At 60.3% G+C, this 19,637-nt stretch carries 23 protein-coding genes; 2 read left to right on the top strand and 21 right to left on the bottom strand.

Annotation, left to right across the window (positions count from 1 at the left end):
- The 3 genes from KKQ10_RS27350 to KKQ10_RS27340 all read right to left on the bottom strand — a co-directional run.
- Positions 1-2,788: TipJ family phage tail tip protein (locus KKQ10_RS27350; RefSeq protein ID WP_215502889.1), on the bottom strand; the 2,788-nt coding region annotated here is incomplete at its 3' end.
- Positions 2,789-2,846: 58 nt separating this feature from the next.
- A complete protein-coding gene (locus KKQ10_RS27345; RefSeq protein ID WP_215502888.1) occupies positions 2,847-3,449 on the bottom strand; it encodes a tail assembly protein in 603 nt (200 codons plus the stop codon).
- A 52-nt stretch (positions 3,450-3,501) separates the two neighbouring features.
- Entirely contained in the window at positions 3,502-3,924 is a 423-nt protein-coding gene (locus KKQ10_RS27340) for a hypothetical protein (protein WP_215502887.1), read from the bottom strand.
- A gap of 139 nt (positions 3,925-4,063) precedes the next feature.
- Between KKQ10_RS27340 and KKQ10_RS27335 the strand changes: the two genes are divergently transcribed.
- Positions 4,064-4,342, top strand: a complete 279-nt coding sequence (locus KKQ10_RS27335; protein ID WP_150741492.1) for a type II toxin-antitoxin system RelE/ParE family toxin — start codon at positions 4,064-4,066, stop codon at positions 4,340-4,342.
- A gap of 23 nt (positions 4,343-4,365) precedes the next feature.
- Positions 4,366-4,656 carry a HigA family addiction module antitoxin gene (locus KKQ10_RS27330; RefSeq protein WP_249342642.1) on the top strand — a complete coding sequence of 97 codons (291 nt, stop codon included), beginning with the start codon at positions 4,366-4,368 and terminating at the stop codon, positions 4,654-4,656.
- An 11-nt stretch (positions 4,657-4,667) separates the two neighbouring features.
- Here KKQ10_RS27330 and KKQ10_RS27325 read toward each other — a convergent pair whose 3' ends face one another.
- The 18 genes from KKQ10_RS27325 to KKQ10_RS27240 form a co-directional block, all read right to left on the bottom strand.
- A complete protein-coding gene (locus tag KKQ10_RS27325) occupies positions 4,668-5,429 on the bottom strand; it encodes a C40 family peptidase (protein ID WP_215502886.1) in 762 nt (253 codons plus the stop codon).
- 2 nt (positions 5,430-5,431) lie between these two features.
- Positions 5,432-6,181, bottom strand: a complete 750-nt coding sequence (locus KKQ10_RS27320) for a phage minor tail protein L (RefSeq protein ID WP_215502885.1) — start codon at positions 6,179-6,181, stop codon at positions 5,432-5,434.
- A gap of 9 nt (positions 6,182-6,190) precedes the next feature.
- The gene (locus KKQ10_RS27315) at positions 6,191-6,529 is read right to left on the bottom strand and encodes a phage tail protein (protein ID WP_215502884.1); all 339 of its coding nucleotides are present in this window, start codon (positions 6,527-6,529) and stop codon (positions 6,191-6,193) included.
- Positions 6,529-9,579: a phage tail tape measure protein gene (locus tag KKQ10_RS27310; RefSeq protein ID WP_215502883.1), complete on the bottom strand. Its 3,051-nt coding sequence runs from the start codon at positions 9,577-9,579 to the stop codon at positions 6,529-6,531. Before KKQ10_RS27310 ends, KKQ10_RS27315 begins: the two co-directional genes overlap by 1 nt.
- 27 nt (positions 9,580-9,606) lie before the next feature.
- Positions 9,607-9,852 (bottom strand): DUF1799 domain-containing protein, encoded by a 246-nt coding sequence (locus KKQ10_RS27305; RefSeq protein WP_252191786.1) that lies wholly within the window; start codon positions 9,850-9,852, stop codon positions 9,607-9,609.
- 77 nt (positions 9,853-9,929) lie between these two features.
- On the bottom strand, positions 9,930-10,310 hold the full coding sequence (locus tag KKQ10_RS27300) for a phage tail assembly chaperone (RefSeq protein WP_215502881.1): 381 nt from the start codon (positions 10,308-10,310) through the stop codon (positions 9,930-9,932).
- A gap of 9 nt (positions 10,311-10,319) precedes the next feature.
- On the bottom strand, positions 10,320-10,979 hold the full coding sequence (locus KKQ10_RS27295) for a phage tail protein (protein WP_186615576.1): 660 nt from the start codon (positions 10,977-10,979) through the stop codon (positions 10,320-10,322).
- A 39-nt stretch (positions 10,980-11,018) separates the two neighbouring features.
- Positions 11,019-11,447, bottom strand: coding sequence for a phage tail terminator-like protein (locus KKQ10_RS27290; RefSeq protein ID WP_215502880.1), 429 nt, complete (start codon positions 11,445-11,447; stop codon positions 11,019-11,021).
- Entirely contained in the window at positions 11,444-12,040 is a 597-nt protein-coding gene (locus tag KKQ10_RS27285; protein WP_215502879.1) for a hypothetical protein, read from the bottom strand. The genes KKQ10_RS27290 and KKQ10_RS27285 overlap by 4 nt, the downstream gene beginning before the upstream one ends.
- Positions 12,037-12,408, bottom strand: coding sequence for a hypothetical protein (locus KKQ10_RS27280; RefSeq protein WP_215502878.1), 372 nt, complete (start codon positions 12,406-12,408; stop codon positions 12,037-12,039). The genes KKQ10_RS27285 and KKQ10_RS27280 overlap by 4 nt, the downstream gene beginning before the upstream one ends.
- A 2-nt stretch (positions 12,409-12,410) precedes the next feature.
- A complete protein-coding gene (locus tag KKQ10_RS27275; protein ID WP_215502877.1) occupies positions 12,411-12,914 on the bottom strand; it encodes a DnaT-like ssDNA-binding protein in 504 nt (167 codons plus the stop codon).
- 57 nt (positions 12,915-12,971) lie between these two features.
- A complete protein-coding gene (locus tag KKQ10_RS27270; protein WP_502941677.1) occupies positions 12,972-13,583 on the bottom strand; it encodes a hypothetical protein in 612 nt (203 codons plus the stop codon).
- Between the two features lie 23 nt (positions 13,584-13,606).
- A complete protein-coding gene (locus KKQ10_RS27265) occupies positions 13,607-14,569 on the bottom strand; it encodes a major capsid protein (protein WP_008076958.1) in 963 nt (320 codons plus the stop codon).
- 12 nt (positions 14,570-14,581) lie between these two features.
- Positions 14,582-15,310 (bottom strand): hypothetical protein, encoded by a 729-nt coding sequence (locus KKQ10_RS27260; RefSeq protein WP_215502876.1) that lies wholly within the window; start codon positions 15,308-15,310, stop codon positions 14,582-14,584.
- An 82-nt stretch (positions 15,311-15,392) separates the two neighbouring features.
- Positions 15,393-16,478, bottom strand: coding sequence for a minor capsid protein (locus KKQ10_RS27255; RefSeq protein ID WP_215502875.1), 1,086 nt, complete (start codon positions 16,476-16,478; stop codon positions 15,393-15,395).
- Positions 16,453-17,871, bottom strand: coding sequence for a DUF4055 domain-containing protein (locus tag KKQ10_RS27250; protein ID WP_215502874.1), 1,419 nt, complete (start codon positions 17,869-17,871; stop codon positions 16,453-16,455). Before KKQ10_RS27250 ends, KKQ10_RS27255 begins: the two co-directional genes overlap by 26 nt.
- Positions 17,868-19,169: a terminase large subunit domain-containing protein gene (locus tag KKQ10_RS27245; RefSeq protein WP_215502873.1), complete on the bottom strand. Its 1,302-nt coding sequence runs from the start codon at positions 19,167-19,169 to the stop codon at positions 17,868-17,870. Before KKQ10_RS27245 ends, KKQ10_RS27250 begins: the two co-directional genes overlap by 4 nt.
- The gene (locus tag KKQ10_RS27240) at positions 19,156-19,617 is read right to left on the bottom strand and encodes a DUF2280 domain-containing protein (protein WP_215502872.1); all 462 of its coding nucleotides are present in this window, start codon (positions 19,615-19,617) and stop codon (positions 19,156-19,158) included. The genes KKQ10_RS27245 and KKQ10_RS27240 overlap by 14 nt, the downstream gene beginning before the upstream one ends.
- Between the last annotated feature and the right edge of the window lie 20 nt (positions 19,618-19,637).

Below are 19,637 nucleotides of genomic sequence, written 5' to 3'. Positions count from 1 at the left end.
CGCCGTCGAGTTCGGAGATATCGGCGGTATTTGTGGCGACTTGTTGTGCCAAGCCATTGACCGTTTCCACGGTCTGCCCGACGTCCAACCAGTAGAGCGGGTTCGGCGGTGGCATGTTGAGCGGTACCGGGCCAGTGGCCTGATAGATCCGCTTGCCCTGCACCACCAGGTCATACTCCTCATAGGTGGCATCTGGGTTGTAGCCTTTCAGGCCGTCGAGAGCGTCGATCTGCGCCTGCAGGCCTGGGATCTTCTCGATTTCCGTAAGCAGATCCGGACCGAGTTCCGTCTCGGTGATCTGCCCGGCGATCATTTCCAGAATGGCCGCCGCGTCGCCACTCGACTGACCCTGCACACCAAGCCCGATCGGATACCACGGACCGATATTGCCGATTTTGTCGACGATGCGACCCCAGAAGTAGAAGGTCACACCGGCGCGCAGGCCCAGCATGGAGAAATCACTCTGCGGATAGGCCAAATCGGTCAGCTTGGTTGCAGCCTCCAGGCTGGTTGTAGGGCCATACCAGATTTCAGTCCGCTGGCTGTCGTCAGCGCCAGCAGGGAAACCCCACTTCAGATAGATGCCGAACAGCAGTGGCGTCGCGGTCAAGAACGCCAGCGCAGGCGGCAATCCCTGCTTACCACTGAGGTTCGTCAGGATCGAGTTGCGCCATTGCGACGAGATGTCGAACGCACTTACCGCCCGGACGCGAGCCACGTAGGCGCCAGCGTAGATACCGACGACGTCCACGTTGGTCATGCCGGTGCGCTGCACCTTGATCCAGTTGCCACTATCCTTGCGCCATTCCACGTCATAGCCAACCGCGCCATCCACGGCGGGCCAACTGATGGTCATGGTGGCCACGGCCAGGCCCTGCACCACCGACGAGGTCGACGTGAGGGACACGCTCGCCGGCGCCGGAACAACGGTGATCGGGATCACGCTGATCGGCCGATCCTCCAGGCGCGCACCGGTGTCAATGTGCGCGAACTTGCTCGGTTCGAACTGCAAAGCGCTGATCTCGAAGTCGCCTTCGGTCGTGCGCTTGGTGCGCAGCACGCGGTACAGCGGGATTGCGAGGTCGTCGGCGTCGAGCGCCCATTGCAGTTGCGCGACTGGCGGCTCGCTGTAGGCGACCGTGACGGTCACTGCGCGGCCGCTGACGCTCTGCACGGTGCGCCCTTCAGCGCGGCCACCGGGCAGGTTGATGATCAAACGATCACCCGCCTTGGCTTGGGTATCGCGATCGAGCGTCACCACGCGGCCAGCAGCTGACGAAATCCGGCCACCGACCTCACGACCAGCCAACAGCGAGTCAGCCACCGGAATGATGTGGCCCGGCAGCGGAATCACGCCCTCCATGCCGGTCTTGAACGACACGGTGCGGTCTTGGTTGTTGCTCAAGATCGCCCACTTGCCACGGCGCTGGGCCTCGGAGGCGCGGGTGCAGCCAATGGCGCTCAGCTCGGTCGGACGGTCGCCGTAGCGGCGCTGTAGGTCGAGGTCAGCAAACGGAATGACGTCAGTGTCGTAGTTGTTCGCCGGGTTGTCATAGCTGACCAATGCCCGGGTGTACCGAGTCTTCGCCGAGGCACTGCCGTAGGAGAATTTTCCGTCAATGACGTTGGCCCGGGTGAAAACGTAGTCGAAGTCCTGCGCGCGCGGCATGTCGGCCTGCATCACCAGTTGGCCCTGCGCCCAGTACGTCATGCCCCGGTAAATCGCCGAGATATCGCGCAGCAGCGACCATGCGTCAGCCTTGCCCTGAAGGTTCATGTCACACAGAAAGCGCGGCTCCTGTCCGCCGAGGCCGTTCGGCACCAACTGGTCGCAGTACTGGGCGATCCGGTACAGCTCCCACTTATCGACCATGAACGGCTTGATGCGCTTGCCCAGGCCGAAGCGGTCTTCGGTGCAGATGCCGTAGGTGATCCACGCCGGGTTATTGGTCCAGGCCGATTTCATCGAGCCGTCCCAAGTGCCGGTGTAAGTGCGCGTGATCGGGTCGTAGTTGCTCGGCACCATCCAGCGCCGGGCCTTGCACTTCACGGTAACGGCCGGGATGTTGGTGAACTGCTCGGCATCGAACTCGATGTAGAGCAGCGCGGTGTTCGGGTAGCGCAACTTGGCGTCGATCACCTCGGTGTAGCCGGCGACCAGCATGGTGTCGGCGACCTTGTTGCTGTTCTGGTTCGGCGTCAGGCGGCGTACGCGGATCTGCCAGCCAGTGGTGGCAGTCGGCAGGTCAATCCGGCGCGAGCGCTCGTAGCGCGTAGTGGTCTTGCCGTCGACCGCGTCCACCAGCACCTGCTGATAGGCACCGCCGTCTGTGGCCACGTCGATGGCGTACTCGATACGGTAGCCGCCGACATTGCCTTCGTCATCGGACCGTTGCAGCGCCGGCCACGCCAGGCGCATGCGCACCGCCGACAACTGGGTATTGCTGATCGAGCGCACCCACGGCGAATCGCTGCGCAGCTCGATGTTCAGGGAGGTCTCGTTCTCAACGGACGGAATGCCCGGGATGTAGGTCTGATCCACCGAGCCTGGGCGCCAGTCCCACTTCACATTCGGGAAGTTGTAGTTGCCGCTGGCATCGCGGATCGGCGTGTTGTCCAGGTAGATGTCGTAGTCGGTCGGAATGCCGTCGAACTCCCCCTCGCCCACGGCGATCAGCAGTTTTGCAAGGTTGGTCGAGCGCAGGCTGTCGCTGGCTTCGACCGGCGACTTCGGCTTGCTGCTGCCGCCTTTCTCGCCGTAGATCTCGATCTGTTGCGCTGCGCCCATGCTTTCCTCCAGGCATAAAAAAACCGCCTCACGGGCGGTTGGTGTGTTGCAGTCCTGCTTACACTTTGTCTTCAGCGAAGATCGACGCCGAGATGATCATCCCGCCCCACCGGCGTTCGCCGATGCAGATCGGTACCGGGTTTCCGCTGGCCGTGGTGTTCTTGGCGCTGCCGAAGGCGTAGGACGGTGAGTTTTCGGGGGATGCGCTCTGCTTCAGGCCTGAGGCTTGGGGGCTTAGCATTTGGATCACGCCGCCGGCGACCAGGCCGATACCGGCGCCGATCAGCGGTGCACCAAAGGGAGTTGTCGATAGAAACGTACCGGCAACGATTAGAACCGCGCCAACAATGGTTTGGATCAACCCGGCTTTCTTGCTCCCGTGGATTACCGGCACGATCCGAATATCGGTTGTACCCCCCAATCCAAATTCCGCCTCGCCAACGTTCCTTCTATTGCGAAACACGGCGAAGCGCATGCCTAGCCGGTCAAGGCGCTGGATTTCCTCCTTGAACCCATCAAGCGTCGCCTTTAACGCTCTGAATGCCTCCCAAGCCTGGCCTGAATCCAAAACGCGACGATGGACCCTGCCAAATTTTGCCGCAAGTGACCCGGATAGCTTGATCGTGGTCATCGGCTGATAGTGAGCGACGGTTGAATGCATGCCTTTCTCCGAGCATAAAAAAACCGCCCGAAGGCGGTTGTTTGAAATTCAATTACTGATAATCGACATACGGACCCAGAAAGAAGCCGCTCATATCTCCACTGATTCGGTAGAGGCTTTCTTTTCCACTTTGCACATTGGCAGAGATCGTACGAATGGCCGCCCCGCCACACAGCCCTGAGCCAGCAAGACCCGCTCCAATACTTGGATTGCCCGGGGGCAGGTAAAAGGAGGCGCGCTGCCCGGTGCCGATTTTCGCGGCCTTTCGGCCATCGAAATACACGACTATGTCACAACCAGATCCCACCATTCCCGAGTCTCGGACGACCGTGACCTTGCCGCTTTCGCCGGCCGGCTTATTTTGAAAGGCGTACAGTTCATCACGCGGCACCGGATCAGCCTGGCTAACCGGAATGGCAGAAGATGCACACCCAGCCAACAGCGCCACCGCTAACGCCCCTAAAAGAACACGCATAATCGCTTCTCATCCTGAAAAAATAAAAATGTACAGTCGCGTAACGAAAAACCAAAACGAAAGCCGTTCGTCGAAAAAATAAATTATGATTTTCGGCAGACCTACAATCACCGTTAACGAACAACGTTAAGCATTAATGATGATTATCAGCTTTCGCTGTGCCGACACTGAATCGCTATATACGACCGGAGCCTGCAGGCGCTGGCAAGCGATATCATCTGTCGCTCAGAGAAAGCTGACGATGCTCAACGCGGCGACCACATTGCACGATTTAGGATCGCCGCCAGGGAATCGGCTGGAAGCACTACAAGGGAACCGGCAAGGTCAACATAGCATCCGAATTAATGATCAGTACCGCATTTGCTTCACTTGGGATGCTCACGGACCTGAAAACGTTGAAATTGTAGACTACCACTGAGGTGACTTGTGTTTAATAACGGCATGCGCCCCGTCCACCCGGGCGAAATACTGGTGGAAGAGTACCTCCACCCGCTGGACATTACGCCGACAGCTTTGGCCCGAATGCTCCACGTCTCTCCGCCTACCGTTCTCGAAATAGTGCACGGACGGCGAGGAATCACCGCAGACGTAGCTTTGAGGCTAGCGGCCTGCTTGGATACCAGCGCTCAGTTCTGGGCCAATCTACAGGCGACATATGATCTGCGTCGTGCCGAGATAGATCACGGCGCCGACATAGCCCACCAAGTTCAACGCGCTCCCGAGCTCGCATAAATCTGCTCAAGCTAATTATGCAGAGACGCTCTGTGGCGCAGGATCAGGCGAGTTCTTTCGAGCCACGGCCCACCGAAAACGATTACTTCTGACGGTCGCCCGTATAGGTGGTGAAGCAGGAACGGTCCTGGGCCGAAGGTCACCGCATCCTCCCCGAGCAACGCCGGATCTGAGCCGAGAAATATCCCGGCATGATTCGGGTAAACCGTCCGCCCTACTTCCATCACGATCATGTCGCCGCGCTGCGGCTGGTCGACCCGGTAGAAGCCGGCGGCTTCGTAATTCGCCTCGTACAGGCTGGCGTTGTCCTTGCTCTCCCACCAGCCATCGGCACGCTTGAAGGCTTCGAACTCCAGCCCCCACTCGCGCTTGTACCAATCGGCGCAGACCTGCCAGCAGTCCCATGCACCGTGCACGAAGGGTCGCTTCAACAGCGGCACCTCGCCGGACGGTATCACGGTGCGCAAATCACCTTCGGGCCAGCTCAGGATGTGCCACGGCAACGCGGTGGCCTCGCACATAGCCAGGTCACGCGGTGACGGCCGGCTGGTAGCGTCCGGGTGCGAATGAACCACGCCGATCACCTCGCCGACGTCCTCAGCCGCGGCGTACTCCTCCGGGTCGATGCGGAATTCCTCGTTCGGCTCGGTGGAAACGTTGCGGCACGGGTAGTACTGCTGTTTGCGGCCCACGGCCAGCAGCAGGCCGCAGCACTCTTTCGGGTACTCGGCCGCCGCGTGCACCTGGATCGCGCTCAGGATGTGCTTGCGCATGGTCAGTTCCTTGCAATCAGCGAAACGGCCGGGAAGCCACCGAACGGCAGCGGGTTGCCCTCGCCGAAGCGCGGGATGCAGCCCTTGCCCAAGGTGGCGTCACACTCGTCCAGCTCCGGGTTGTCAGTAGGCACGCCGTCTTTCGTGACGTAGCCGCCGGTGTAGCCGCAGTTTGGCCCGCGGTAGCCACCGGTGAGGCACCAGTGGCACAGCGTCGTGGCCTGCCGCCCAATCGATTCGTTACCTACGTCGCCCGGGCTGGCCAGCTCCCAACTGACATTCTCCCCGTCCTCGTTCGTCTTCTGGTCGATGTACCAGACCTCGATCGTTTCTTGGGTTGGGTCTGCCGTTGGATTGCCGGCCGGAAAGTTTGCGGCGTCCAGGTAGGTGCCCAGCGTATGACGCATCGTCAGCTTGAACTCGAGCAGATCCTCGAACGCCAGACAGAGCGCAGTGATGCGCCCATTGACGTTGCCGACCGACAACGTCGGCCGCACCGCCGTGCCGTCTCCATTCGCCTCGATGCCGTCAATCTGCATCGGCCAGGCGCTGTACTCGTTGCCCTGCCAGTAGATGGCCTTCGCCGGCAGCTGGTCGGCATTGTCGCCGGCGGCGATCAGCTCGGCCGCCGTATGCGGAATCGCGTGCCCGTGGAAGCGCAGAACGTCCGCGCCGTAGTCCGTGCCGTCCAATTCAAAGAGCAGAACTTCGCTGCCAGGCTCAAGCACCTGGATGTCACTGATCAGCGGCATGATTGCCCCTTATGGTTGGAATGCCCGCTCGAAAGTGGTGGTGAGTTTGAAGACCCCGCCACCCATTGGTGTGGGAGCGGGATTTTTGCAGGTGAACAGTCCGAGTTCGCCGAGAGGCGTCGTCCAGAGAAACGCCTTAGCCCCGGCGTGCCGGTCGAGGAACGCCATGATCTGCTGCACCTTGGCCTTATGGCCGACGCAGGTGACCGGATACGAGTCCTCTTTGTTATTCGGGCCGTCACCGACGTTCTGCGCGTAGCCGTTGCCGAATTTCGAGGTACGCACCCGATAATTGATATCGGGCGTTTCCCCCCGCTCGGTCGGCCAGGTGAATTTCTCGATGGCCATCAGGCCCTCCCATTTGCATTTCGGAAGCTGGTACCGCCCGCGCGCCAAGAGTCAGCGACGGCTTTCTCGGCCACGGCCTGCATTTGCGATTGCAGGTTTCTCGACAGCGCCTGCTGGTCGATCTGCATCCCTTCGGAGCCTCGATCCTGCGTCACCACCGTGACCGGTGCGCTGATGCTGATTGCAGTCCCGGAGCCACCGCCGGCCGCGAGAACCCCCAGCTTGCCGCTGGAAGTCCGGGTCAGCGGCATGATTGCCTCCGGCCCCGCCTCACCCATGACGCCCGCCCGGCCGCCTGCCATCCCGAAGGCGGTTGGCGTGCTGACGATGTTGTTGGTGAAAGCGCCGCCGTTAGCGAACATCTGCACGCCAGACGACCATGCACCGCCGAGTGCCTGCGGGAAGTAGCTGCTGGAGTAACCAGCCGAGGACGCACCAAGATTCGATGACGTCGCACCTGCAGATCCAGCCGCCAGTCCGTTACCGCCACCACCGCCAGTGAAGTAACTGGTGGCAGCGCCGACGAGGCTGCTAAGCAACGCAGAGCTGGCCTGACGGGTCGCGATCCGCGCCATGTCGGCCAGAATCGACTTGGTGAAGTCAGCAAACGACAGCTTCCCGGTCATGGCGAAGTTGACGACCGCGTCTTCCATCGAGCTGAAGGCGTTGCCGAATAGGGTTTTCGTCTGGCTGGCAATGTTGCTCGCCGAGTCCAGGTAATTGGCCCAGGCAGATGTCGCGCCTTTAGTCCAATCACCCTGCGCTGCCTCCACATCCGCATAGTTCTGGCGGATCTGGTCCGTGGCCGCCTTGTTCGCATCGGCGAGAGCCTGCGATTTGCGGGTGAACTCCTCCTCCGACATATTCCTCGACGGGTCGGACTTCTGATTTGCCAGCTCCAGCGATTGCTGTACGAACCGATCCTGCTGGCTGTTCAGCTCATTGTTGAGCGCGTTTTGGCGATCGCCCTGCCCGACGCCAAGAACGGCGCGTTGTCCTGCCAGCTCCAGCGCTCGCTGCTGCTGAGCCAGTGCCTGAACGTAGGTCGTGATCGACCGCTCTTGTCGAGCAAGGCGACCGGTCTCGTTCGTGGCCAGAACCTCGAGCTGGCTGTCTGCCTCCTTCTGTGCCTTGACCATCCCAGCTCGCGCATCGGCGACCTTCTGGTCGAGCTGAATGCTTTGCGCAGCAGAAGTGGTTTTCTTCGCCTTGGCGACTTCCAGCGCTGCAATCTCAGCCTCGTAGGCTGCGGTCACTTCATCGCGCTCGTTGCCGATCAGCGCTTCGCGCTTCAGGGCGTAGTCGGCTTGAGAAACGAGTCCAGCTTTCTGCGCGGCGTCCAGTTCCTTCTGGGCGTTTTTGTACTCCTCGCTGATGGCGGCCAGGCTGTTCTTGGCACTGTTGAAGCCGGTCAAATCGACCTGAGTACCTGCCGTTTTCGCATCCTTGAACTGGTCGTTGATGTTCGCCAGATTCTTGTCGATCGCGGCCTGATTCAGGCGCGGGTCGTTGGGGGCGACCTTGCGAATATCTTCGAGCTGCCGCTTGTACTCCTTGATCGCCTCGGTACGCTTCTGTTCATTCGTCCATGCCGACTTGGTGAGCGCGTCGATCTTGCCCATGCCGGTAACAGCTTCGCCCTGGGCTTTTGCCTGCTCTCCTTGCCATTTGGCGATATCCGCTTCAGCAGCTTTCTGGTCCTCAAGCATGTTGAGACGATTCTGGTAGAGGTCAATCATCTCCTGCTTGTTCTGGAACAGTCCTACATCACCGGACTGAGCCCGGGATAGATCCCGACGAGCCTGCTCGATATCGGCACCGATATCGCTGCGCCCGATGTTTTTCAGCCCGTCAGCAGCGCGCGCAACGGCGTTGTAGCCTTTCTCCCAAAAACTCAGGTTCTCCAGGATTCGCGGCGTGCGCTCGTTGATCGCGTCGGCAAAAGACTCGGTAGCCAGCTTCACTGCGCCAGCATGGTCGCCCTGCTTCTCCAGCGCGGCGATCTGCGAGTAAACCGAGGCGGTCAGGTAGTGGTATTGCTCATTCAGCGCGGCTGACGCCTTGACCGGGTCGTCGGCAAGCTTGGCGAACTCCGCCACCGTCTCGCTTACGGCCTTGCCAGTTGCTTCCTGCATCGACACAGCGGCTTGGGTGATACCAGTGAAGCTCTCGCCGGCGATTTTGCCGTTGTCGGCCAGCAGAGCCAACACGGCTGCGGCTTGGCCAGTGGTGCCAACGGTTGCGCTGACCTGACGGGCCATGTCGCCCAATTGCCCGGCGCTCACACCGGCGTAGTTGCCGGTCAGGATCAGCGATTTGTTGTAGCTGTCCTGCTCCTCGCTGCCCTTGTAGAAAGCGTATGCTAGACCACCGACGGCGGCGGTGGCCAGCGCAAGCGGGCCAAGAATAGCGAGCAATCCTGCCGCGCCTGCCCCTGCACCAGCGCCCAATTGCGCAACCGCCCGTACGCCACTTCCCCAGTCTCCCGAGGACAGCGCATTCCCCAACTGAACGACGTTTTCCTGTGCCTGGCGTGTGCCGAGGCGCAGCTTGTCGAAGCCGGTGGTGGTTTTGTTGAGCTTGTCGTAGTCCTTGTCGATCTTGCTCAGGGCGGTGTTGTACTCGTCCTGGCTGATCCGTCCGGCATCCAGATGCTTGCCCAATTGCTCGACCTGGGTGTCCAGCTTCGCCAGTGCGGCGCGGGCCGGGTCAATGGCGCCCAACAGGCTATTGAGTGCCTTCTGTTCATCCATGGCCGACTTGGCGAGAGCTACCTGCTGCTTGTCGAGCTGCGCCGATATCTTCGCGGCCTCAGCCTCTCCATAGGCGCCGGTTTTGGTCAGCTTCGCCAACGCATCGCGTTGTTTGGCAAGGTCCTGCGTGGTCTTGGCGCTGGTAGATAGCGATTTCTCCAGCACCTGCATTTCGTTCATCAGCGAAACGGCGGACTGCTCGGCCCGGCCGCCGGCTTTCGCCATCTCATCCAGGCTCGTTTTGGCCTCGATCGCATCGGCCGAGTCGATCTTGACGCCGAGTTCTGCAATGTTCATCGACTCACCTTGAATAAGTGCCCGTGATTACGGGCTGTTTTCCCTCTCCTCCGCCATAACGCGCAGGGCTTCGCCTTCCAGCACCTGCAGGTCAGGAAAGATTTCAGCGAGTTTCTTTTTCTTGATGCCGAGGAATTCGGCGACGTCGCGAATGCAGTTGTAATCGAGGCCGATGGCGCCACCGGTGCCGACCCGCCACTGCGTGGACATTCGGTTGAACAAGAGGAAGGCCGGCCAGTTGCATGGCCAGACCTCTACATCGTCACCCGACATATCGGCAGCCGTCAGCCCGAGAATTGCCAACTGCTCAGCAGATGGCCCACTTTCGTACAACGCTGCGGCTGCTGCCCTCAGTTTCCCAAACGGGCCTGATTGAATGCGCGCTGATAGGCATTCACTACCGCTTCGGCAGTACCCTGGCACGACTTCACAAGGGCAAGGATGCTCTTGTCGTCGAACTTGTCATCGAAGCCCCAGCCCGCGACCAGATCCTTGATCTGCTGCACCTGATACTCGGTTTCGGCGGCAACGACTTCTGACAATGTGGTACCTTCCCCGAATCCCTCGCGCATCTCCTTCGCCCTCAGGTTCCACTCGTCGAACAGAGCGGCGAGTGCCGGGCGGTCGCGATACTTGAAGGTGAACTCGATTGCTTCGGGCTCAGCCCCTACGATCGGTATGTGCACGAGAGCTTTGAACGTAGGGTTCTGAGCGATCCTGATCTTTGCCATGGGAAATCCTTATGCGCCGGCCAAGTAACGGAGCGAGCGAGCCGAAAGCCCGATGCTGATGGTTCGCGTCATGACGTTGTTTCGCTCCATCGTCGGATCAGGAGTGATGCTCACATAACCCGGATAGAGGATCTGATCACCGTTACGCAATTTCATGCGCACGACGGCAAGTTCTTTGGTGTCATCGAAGCCTTCGACAGTCTCGACGTATTGAGCGGTCGGCTGATCCTCCACCACGATAGTGATCGTGGTCGGGTTACGGTTGGTTGGAAACTGCTTGTCATCGTCATCTTCCAGGTAGCCGACAGTTTGGTATTGCTGCTCGCCACCGGATGATGTGAAGGATGTAACTTTCGAGATTTGCGTCCATCCAGACACCGGGATCACGGAGCCAGAACCCGCACCTACCGTGAATTTGTCGGTGTTGGTGGTATTGAGACCGGCCAACGCAAATGCATCGGCGGTAACGCCGGACGCCTTTACTGCGCGGTCATTGATCAGCGCCCAACCGGAGTTGATCAGCAAAACATCGCCGTTTTCGATGCTGTGCCCTACAGAAGCCGCGACCGGCGGTTTCGCATTGGTCAGGGCGGTGAAAGCGACGGCGGATCCCATAATGCTGGCGATCTCCAGCACAGCGCCGTTCGGCAGCGGAAAGCGTGCGGCCATGGTGTGTTTCCTCTTGAATGCCCGCCTGACGGCGGTAGGTTATGCCCCAGCGGGCGGTTGGTCTGCGACACCCACATAGGTGAAGCTGGCCGGAACCGTATAGGTCGCCGACTCTGTGATAGTTGGCCCCTGGTCTAATGGCTCAGTGATGAGGCCATCGAACCCGTTACGGGCCAGTGGTGTGTCTACGCGAAAGAGCCGTGTCAGCTCTTCAACGATCGTCTCTGCGGTGGCCATGGCCTGTGCAGATGGACAGACGATGCTGATCTGATAGACGCCGGTATACTCGTAGGCGTCCCCGCCGAGGTAACGGCAGGTGGTGCTAGCTGGTAGCTGGAAAGCCCGGAGATAGGTTTCAGAAGGATTTGGCGTGAATGGCTGATTTGAGTAGGCCACTCGTATTGGACGCGCAGCCGACCATGCGGCCAGCTTCGTTTCAATGGCCTGACGGGCGCGTGCGTGACTCATACCTGATTGTTCCTGGTGGCCTCCTGCACGATCTGCTGGAAGCGAGCCACGGTTACCCGGACCATGCCGCTCGGGGCCTGGGTCGAATGACCGAATTCCAGCGGGATCGCATAGGGCAAGTTGTTGATGATGTAGGCCATCTGGCCGGCGGTGAAGTCGCTCATTGCGGCGACCAGCGCGGCAGTGGTTTCGGCGCCGCTCGGGTCAACCTCGTCGAAGGTGACGCTTTCGACCACGCCGAGGGAAATGTGCCAGTTCGCGCGGAACCGGCCGCCGACGTAGCCTTCGGGCACCTTGATGTCCATGCCGTCGTTGAGCTTGCGGCCCTTCTTGAGCCTGCCGCTTTTGGTCAGATTGGCCGGATCGCTGCGTAGCGCGGTGTTGTGGTCGTCGACGGCCTTGTTGTACTGGGTTGCTACCGCGTTTTGCGCCCAGATCTCCGGATTACCCACGGGAGACATTCGTATCAGGCTGCTGCCAACCTCAATGATGATCTCGCGCACGCTCGCGTCGATGGCTTCGCTGGTCTGGGCCGCGAACTCGGCCAGGCTCAGGGCGAAGCTACCGGATTGACCAGCGCCCGCCCGGCTCATGACCGCACCTGCAGCTCATAAAGGATCGCCGTCCCAGCGGGATTCACCTCTTTCAACGGCGGCACGATGGACCAGATGCGCCCCTGAATGATCACCTTGTTCAGCAGATCCGGAACCCACTCCAGCCCCTGCGCGGCGATTTTCAATTTCTTATCGCCCTGCTTGATGAGGCTGTTGTTCTGGAACTCCTGACCGGTAAAGTCGAGCAGGATGCCTTCGGCGGTCTGTTCAATGGTGGCGCCCGGCCTGTCGCCACCGGTCTCAGGGTCGTACTCGCCCGGTTCGGTCTTGATGATGGTCACGGGCTGGCCGAACTGCGTAATCAACCGCAGAGCGGTAGCAGCCGTGCGGTCGTAGAACGCATTCATGGTCAGGCCCTTACAGCAAATAGGCCTCGTTTGGCCAGGTAGTCGGCGAACTGAGTTCGGCTTGGGCGATCTGGTGCTGCCGGCAATAGCCTGCCGCTTTTGTTGCTGATCGGGGCGTATTCAACATCAACCGCGCCTTCGACTCGCTCGCGAATTACCGCCCCCTGACGTTGATCGACCGGATCGATATCGTCGGTGTGGATCTCGGCGGCCAAGGCCATCTGCCCGTACTGGATCCGCGCAGGCAGGTAGTTGTCAGGCTTGATCTCGTAATCAAGCTCGACACCGCGGCGCGGCCAGGACAGGGCCTGCTCGCTGTTAAACTTCCGACCCTTCCACGTCATGCCGTCCATTGCCAGCGCGGCCCGGCGCAGCAGCGCTTCCTGTGCTGGCACACCTGCCGGGATGGTCACACCGAACTTCACGGCGTACATGGCCAGATCCTCGGCGGATGCATAGCTTTCGGCGTCAGGCTTGCCGGTACCGTCCTCGATGATGAGAGTCATGAATCAGCTCGCTGTGGTGTTCTTGATCGGATGCCGCGTTACCGGGCATCCGGATTATTACGCCTGCTGCAGGTCAGCAACTGCCTTTTCCAGCGATTCTACCGAAGCATTCGCTCGATACGGCACATTGGCCGCGTCGAGCTGGGCTTTGAGGATCGCGATCTTCTCGGCATTGTCGACCGGTTCCGCTGAAGCCTTGAGACGGGCGACTTCAGCGCGGAGGGATTCAGCCTCGCCCGCCAAGTTGTCGCGTTCACCCGTAAGGGTTTCGAAGCCCTCATGAATGGCTTTCAGCGCACCGAACAGGCGAATCGGCAGCTCGCCGGCGCCCGGGTGCTCCAGCCCCGACAGACCTTCAGCGGCGTCGATCAATCGCAGGATGCCGTCGCGCTCTGCGCGCAGCGTGGCGTTGTCCTGCTCAAGACTGGCAATGACCGCAGCGCCACCTAAATCAACCGGGTCGCTGATCAAAGGCTTCGTCACCGAGACCTCAACGCCAAGTGCCTCATAAGCGTCGACCACCTTCGGCCAATCGCCAATCACAACTGCGTGTGTCACACCCGCTTCAGGCCGATCAAAGTGCGCCGGATTGCGATACCGCTTTTCCGGATCGAAGTCCGAGTTCTGAGTGGAGTAAACCAGTTCCATAAAAGTCTCCGTAGCGGCCATTGCTGGCCGCTGTCAGGCCAGTATCAGCCGCCGGCTGGTGGCGTAGTGGTCAGAGTGATCAGCACGCCGGCAGTTACCTTGTTGCTGTTGGAATGCTTGACCCAGTTCGCAGCCGAACCCACAGCGGCAAGCGTAGGATTCGCGCCGCCGGCAGTTTCCTTCCAGCTGTACCCGAGAACATCGATGTTGACGGTGCCTTCAGCGCGGTAGCCGATGCCCAGGTTCTCTTCGTCGTTCACCGCGTAAGAACGGAAGCCGGGTGCCTGAGATTCGGTGATCACCACGGCGTTTGGCAGCAGGCCGAAGATCACATCTGCGGGCGCGGTGTCGGTGACCAGCACCGGCTTGCCGAGAGTGCCTGGCAGGCCGCCGTAGATGACGACGCCCGCCTCCTCGTAAACCTTGTTCGCGATCGCCTCGTCCACGATGTCGAAGTAAGCGCTGGAGTGCATGACCCACAGCGCGATGCGGCCGAACTTGTCGCCGAACTTGCGCATACCGCGGGTCAGGGTCTTCTTGCCGTCGGTCTCGATGTTGGCCGAAACCACCATGTCAGCGTTGGAGCTGATCGAGGCGCGCAAAGCAGCAGTGGCGTACTGGATGAAACCTTCCAGAGTGGCGTCAGCAACGTCGGCGCCGATGATCTGGGAGAACTCGTCGACCGGACGACCGCGGCGCTTGAATGCCTCTTCGGTGGTCTGGTACGGACCGTACTTCCATGGTGCCTTGACGCCAACGGCTTCGCCAGCGCCGATCTTCTTCGCGGTCACTTTGCCGGTGGAGTTGACGTCGCGATGCTCCAGCGAGCCGCCGATCTTGTAGAACGAGCGCTTGCGGAAGTCGCCTTCGATCAGCTCGTTGTCGAGCACGATCGCGCCGTTGGACGATGCGTTGAACACATCGAGGTTGTCCTGGACACGCTCCAGGTATGCGGTTTGCGCCTCATCGTTGTAGATGATCAGGTCGCTGTTAACAGTCGTTGCCATGGGTGAATCCCCTTACTTGGGCAATTGCAGGTATGCGGTTTGGCCGTGCTTGCGCTGGTAGTCGCGCTTTTGCTCGGCAGTCATTTCGGAGCGCTTGAATGCAGCCTGGCCGCCACCCCCGCCCGGGGCTTGTGTCCCTGAGGCCCTTGGCCACAGATGAGGTGCGCTTTCGCGCAGAGATTCCGCCCATTCGAGCGGAGTCAGAGGGGTCTTGCCGTCTTTGCCGAGGATGACCTGACCAGATTCATCTACGGCGACCGCTTCACCCTCTTCGTTCAGCGAGAACACGCCTTTGGCGCGCAGGATGATGTCGTCGGTTGCTTCCGGCAGTGCGCCGGCTTTCAGCGCCGCACCGCGAACCGAATCACCCAGGACTTTGCCCTGGAACTTGGCGGCGAATGCCTCGGCCTTCTCGGCCCGCGCGGTAACAGTCTTCAACTGCTTGTCGTAGTCGCCACGCAAACGCTCGGTGCGACGATTGAACACCTCGTCCACCTTGCCCTCGGTCAGCAGCTTGGTTTCTTCGTCCTGGCCGGCCCGGCTGAGCAGGCCTTTGACGGCGTCGATGTCGATGCCCTCGAATTGCGTTTCGAACTGAGTGAGCTTGCCTGTGGTTTCCTTCAGCTTGCCCAGCAGTTCGGAGTTTTTGGTTTTCAACCCAGAAACAGAGGACTCAACAGCAGTCGCGATAGCGGCCTTGATTGCCGGATTGTCCAGGTCGATTTCGTTTTCTTCTGCCACGTTGATGCACCCCTTGGGTATGTGTTGCCTGCTTTGCAGGCAATAAAAAACCGCCCGAAGGCGGCTGATTGAGTTTGTTGCGTCAAATGCCGGCGCGCTCGAATGCCAAAGGCTCCAGCCCTTTCATTTGCGCAAGCGTCAGAGGCGCGAAATTGCGATCAAGCTGCAGCTCGGCAAAGCGATCGACACTCAGTCCGCCCTCGCGAAAAAGCTTCGCCCGCACCGGTCCGATTGCCACGTCCTGAAACGACGCTGGTTGTTGCTGAAGCCAGTGGTAATAGTCGAGGCTCGCGCTGACCTGCCCTGCTCCATCTGCGCCCACGGAAGCCCGGGTAGCGTCCTTGGCGAACATCTCACTGAGCTTGGTCAGCAGAATGAAGGTGGTTCGGCAGTTCGGGTGAAACGGTGGCCGAGGCCCTGAATCAACGGGGAACCGGCGTTTATCCATCGACCGGCATTGCTGGCTGGTCTTGCTGTCCAGCGTGGCGACCATCTCAACCTCGGACACGATGTCCGTGTTGGCCTTGGCCACCTCCATGCGCGCCTGTGACGACACATGCTGAATCGCGGTGTGCACTACCGTGCTGGCATTGCGGTTGGTGGCGGCGAGAATGCCGTCCTTGTAGCCGGCCGACTTCGTACCGCGGATGTTGCGGATGATCTGGAAGTTCGTTTGTCCTTCAAAGAAGCCCTGCCGGATCGTGCCGGTGACGCGCTCGCGTTCAGCACTGGTCCAGCCCTTGATAAACGACTTCAGCAGCTTGCCGCCACCGGTGCCGCGCACACTGAGGGGGTTGGTCAGCACCGCCGTGCGGATAGCCGCTGCCGTTGGCGCGACCACATCCAGCGAAACACCAACCGGCGCCGACCGGGCCAGGCTCGACGCTTCAAACTCAGCCTCGTAGTTGGCGATGTCGATCAGGTCGAGGTTCAGTTGCGCGCTGTAGCGGTCGAAGATGCCCAGCAGCAGACTGTCGACCTCCTTCAAAAGCGCTTCCAACCGCTTTACGTTGTACTCGGTCAGATCTGACTGCGTGAGCCGATCGCGTATCGAGCGGTCGATCTCCTTGAGAAAGGGGGCGAACTTGCCTACCTCCCCAGCCTTCAGCTTTTCGAGGAAGACCGCGTGCCGGATCGTGGCGTCAAGGATTGCTTGGTTTGCCGCCATTTGTGTTGTCCTCATCGTCCAAGCCCAAGCCGTCGCCCTGCTCTGCCAGCTCGCCATCGATTTGCTGGTCTGTGCGCTCAGGCGCGATCAGGCCCAACTTGCGCAGGTACGCCCGAAGATCCGCCTTGGCGAATCCACCGTTCTGCCAGAGGCCGACCAATGCGGTGATCATTTGCGGGTCAGCCGTCAGTTCCACGAACTCCTGGTTGATCTGGTAGGCGACCTTCGCGTCGTCAACGCCCATGTAGGTGCAACACCACATGATCGCCCGGGTGTATGCCTCGCTGACGTTGGCCACGCAGCCGGCGAGCACTGACGTCGATGCCGACTGATCACCGCGGGCTTCGGTCGCCGTCTTGGACGAGAGAGAAGCCACGACCATCCGGGCACCCAGTTCGATCATCATCTGGTTTTTGTCAGCCATGGCCTCCTTCACCAACGTGTTCGGCAATGGCTGGGCATAACCGAAGGCGCCACCGGTTGGCAGCATCATCGGGGCGCGAGAGCCGACGTAAACGCCGTTCTTCTCCATCCAGTCGCGCCATTGTTCGTCCAAGCCGGAAATCCATGGCTGTGCCTGGCCGCACCAGAAGACGCTGTCTTCATAGTCAGCGCTGTTCCGGTAGTGGCCCAGGTTGATCATGGCGATGTCGTAGAGCGGCGACTCATCAATGCTCGGATCGTTGTTCTGCGCACCGACGAAGGTGAACGGGATCTCCTTCAGGCGGCCGGCGGCGCCGGTGGGCTTGAACTCCTCCACGACAGCCAGCGGCCCGCCGCCTTTAGGCCCGGACCGGCGCCAAACGCGACAGACAAAGCCGCCTTCCTCGAGAGCCAGTTCCCGGTACTGCTCGACCACCTTGAAACCGAAACCGTCTTCGATCTCCGGTGACTCGCGCAGCACTACTAGGGTCAGCACGCTGTGACCGTTCACCATGCCCGTGCGCCAGTTGATTATGTCTTCGGCGCAGTAAGACAGGATCACCGAGTGCCCGCCGGCGCCGGCGTCTTGGTGATAGTCGACGTACAGACCATGCCGTCCAGCCTCAAGCACCTTTTCCAGCGTGCCTTGCGAGTGCTGGTAAATGCTCACCCCTGAGCCGTTGGCGTTGTCCTGCAGGTATTCCATCTTCTTCGCGACGGTCAACGTCGGGTCTTTGTGAAACGCCAAACCGAGCAAGCCATTGCGCGTGTGACCGGTGGCGTTCTTGAACACCGCCCGTTCGCGATAGGCCTTGTTTCGATCTACGTTCTCCGGCGACTTGTCATGAGCGTTGATGTACGGCAGTCGGTCAACAACCCTGTGCTGACCGGCGCAAACGTCGCGCACGGTTGCCCAGCGATCTAGCACTTCGATGTAGTCCGCCCGCTTGAAGGAGACGTCGTTGCTCATCGGGCGTATCCCATTTTGATAGCGGTGACCGGTTTGATGATCGGGTACTCGCGGTGAATGAAGTAACCGCCGCCGTCGTTGGCGTGGTCGTTACCTTGGCTCTTGTCCGGCTCACCGTTGGGCGCCCAGATCTGCTGTTCCAGGCCATCGGCGTATGTCGGGCATGTAAACGGGTTCACCAGGTACCGCCGCTCGCCCTGCGCGTTGCAGAACATGGCGTTCATGGCGTTGATTCGATCCTTCACCGGCGGGTTGGCCGCCGGTGCAATCACCGTGAACCCAGCCTGCTTGAGCATGGCGATATCGGTGAGACTGGCATTGACCGACTTGCGTGAATCTCCGGAGGCGTCCGGGTAGATCCGGATCTCGCAGGTCTTTTTGAAGTCGTTGCCGGTGTGTTCCCAGTACCGCTCTTTGATGCGGCGGATCATGTCCGGCGTGTCATAGCCATCCATCAACTCGTCCACGGCGCGCGGCAGGCCCTGATCACGTTTGACGTGGGTGATCGCCGCCATCTTGCCGACGTTGAAGTCCATGCCGATGAACAGCGGCTCGCCTGGCTGCACAGTGTCGAAGCACTGGTTCAGCTTGCGGTCATAGGCGTGGTAGATCGATCCGGACGTCAGGTTGACGAACTGACCGTTCAAGTACGCGCGGATCAGCTGCTCGGGGTACGATTCCATCAGCGATGCGATGTAGTCGTCAGGCAGGTTCAGCTCGTTGTCGAAGGTGCTGGCCTGGATCAGGCCATACATCTCTTTCAGCGCTGGCTTGTCGCGCAACTGCTTCACGAACTGGAGAAAGACGAACTTGAAACCTTCCGGCGTCGTAGTCACGTCCACGCCGTTTTTAAGCCCGGGCAGGTTGTAACGCATCCGGGCAATGATCTTGCGCCAGGCTTGCTGAGCCTTGATCGACGTCAGCACGTCCAGCTCATCGACCAGAGCGTGACCGATCTTGAAGCCGACGATGGTCTGCGGCTTCTCCATCGACCGGCAAATCACAGTGCCGCGATACTGCCGGCCGCTGTAAATGTGAACCTCATGGTTCGCCTGGTTGATCTTGGTCTTCAGCCCCCAGTCGTAGGCCACCTCCTCCATCGTGGGATAGAAGATGTCTCGAATCTGCGGGTATGTCGGAGCGAAGTAACCAGCGTTGACGCCCGGCCACTCCATGAAATGCTTGCTGAGCGCCGAGCACCCGACCCAGGTCTTCCCGGAGCCGAAGCCAGCAACGAATGCGCGAAACTTGTGGGGCAACAGGAGGAACTGCGATTGCGGAACGTTAAGGCTCGGCATTCGGCTTCCTCGCGTCCACTACGTCGACCTGAATGCGCGTCGGAATTGCCGGCTCGTCGTCTGGTTCATCCTTCCGATGGCGATTGACGTAGACATCGCCGACTTCCTTCGCGGCCTGCTCGAGGATCTGCATGGCGAGGCCGATGTTCTTCATCGTCTCGGCCCGCTCGACAAACCGGTTCATGGCGCGGAGCCGGAACGCTCGGTTGGCGATCGGGATCTCGGCTGTCTCCTCGCGGAAGCGTTTGCGGGTATCTTCAAACACCGCTTTCCACTTCACGCCCAGGTCACGGCCAGCATGCTTCGTTGGGTCGTACTGCTCGCACTGCTGGCGAGACACCTCGACTCCGAATGTTTCCTTGACCGCCTGCACTACCTGAGTCGGCGTATCAAAGCAGGCCAACGCCTGCACAATGAAGCGCTTCACCTCATCTTTCAGGGCTGCCATATGGGTTTATTCCGTCAAGG

The organism is Pseudomonas sp. MG-9, assembly GCF_018729515.1.
In the GTDB taxonomy this organism is placed as follows: Bacteria; Pseudomonadota; Gammaproteobacteria; order Pseudomonadales; family Pseudomonadaceae; genus Aquipseudomonas; species Aquipseudomonas serboccidentalis.
This window is presented reverse-complemented; position numbering and strand designations above follow the sequence as displayed.

Bases quoted from the DNA above. Each gene is read 5' to 3' on its own strand.
- KKQ10_RS27345 (WP_215502888.1), bottom strand. From the start codon at position 3,449: ATGCATTCAACCGTCGCTCACTATCAGCCGATGACCACGATCAAGCTA.
- KKQ10_RS27340 (WP_215502887.1), bottom strand. From the start codon at position 3,924: ATGCGTGTTCTTTTAGGGGCGTTAGCGGTGGCGCTGTTGGCTGGGTGT.
- KKQ10_RS27335 (WP_150741492.1), top strand. From the start codon at position 4,064: ATGATTATCAGCTTTCGCTGTGCCGACACTGAATCGCTATATACGACC.
- KKQ10_RS27330 (WP_249342642.1), top strand. From the start codon at position 4,366: ATGCGCCCCGTCCACCCGGGCGAAATACTGGTGGAAGAGTACCTCCAC.
- KKQ10_RS27325 (WP_215502886.1), bottom strand. From the start codon at position 5,429: ATGCGCAAGCACATCCTGAGCGCGATCCAGGTGCACGCGGCGGCCGAG.
- KKQ10_RS27320 (WP_215502885.1), bottom strand. From the start codon at position 6,181: ATGCCGCTGATCAGTGACATCCAGGTGCTTGAGCCTGGCAGCGAAGTT.
- KKQ10_RS27315 (WP_215502884.1), bottom strand. From the start codon at position 6,529: ATGGCCATCGAGAAATTCACCTGGCCGACCGAGCGGGGGGAAACGCCC.
- KKQ10_RS27310 (WP_215502883.1), bottom strand. From the start codon at position 9,579: ATGAACATTGCAGAACTCGGCGTCAAGATCGACTCGGCCGATGCGATC.
- KKQ10_RS27305 (WP_252191786.1), bottom strand. From the start codon at position 9,852: ATGTCGGGTGACGATGTAGAGGTCTGGCCATGCAACTGGCCGGCCTTC.
- KKQ10_RS27300 (WP_215502881.1), bottom strand. From the start codon at position 10,310: ATGGCAAAGATCAGGATCGCTCAGAACCCTACGTTCAAAGCTCTCGTG.
- KKQ10_RS27295 (WP_186615576.1), bottom strand. From the start codon at position 10,979: ATGGCCGCACGCTTTCCGCTGCCGAACGGCGCTGTGCTGGAGATCGCC.
- KKQ10_RS27290 (WP_215502880.1), bottom strand. From the start codon at position 11,447: ATGAGTCACGCACGCGCCCGTCAGGCCATTGAAACGAAGCTGGCCGCA.
- KKQ10_RS27285 (WP_215502879.1), bottom strand. From the start codon at position 12,040: ATGAGCCGGGCGGGCGCTGGTCAATCCGGTAGCTTCGCCCTGAGCCTG.
- KKQ10_RS27280 (WP_215502878.1), bottom strand. From the start codon at position 12,408: ATGAATGCGTTCTACGACCGCACGGCTGCTACCGCTCTGCGGTTGATT.
- KKQ10_RS27275 (WP_215502877.1), bottom strand. From the start codon at position 12,914: ATGACTCTCATCATCGAGGACGGTACCGGCAAGCCTGACGCCGAAAGC.
- KKQ10_RS27270 (WP_502941677.1), bottom strand. From the start codon at position 13,583: ATGGCCGCTACGGAGACTTTTATGGAACTGGTTTACTCCACTCAGAAC.
- KKQ10_RS27265 (WP_008076958.1), bottom strand. From the start codon at position 14,569: ATGGCAACGACTGTTAACAGCGACCTGATCATCTACAACGATGAGGCG.
- KKQ10_RS27255 (WP_215502875.1), bottom strand. From the start codon at position 16,478: ATGGCGGCAAACCAAGCAATCCTTGACGCCACGATCCGGCACGCGGTC.
- KKQ10_RS27250 (WP_215502874.1), bottom strand. From the start codon at position 17,871: ATGAGCAACGACGTCTCCTTCAAGCGGGCGGACTACATCGAAGTGCTA.
- KKQ10_RS27245 (WP_215502873.1), bottom strand. From the start codon at position 19,169: ATGCCGAGCCTTAACGTTCCGCAATCGCAGTTCCTCCTGTTGCCCCAC.
- KKQ10_RS27240 (WP_215502872.1), bottom strand. From the start codon at position 19,617: ATGGCAGCCCTGAAAGATGAGGTGAAGCGCTTCATTGTGCAGGCGTTG.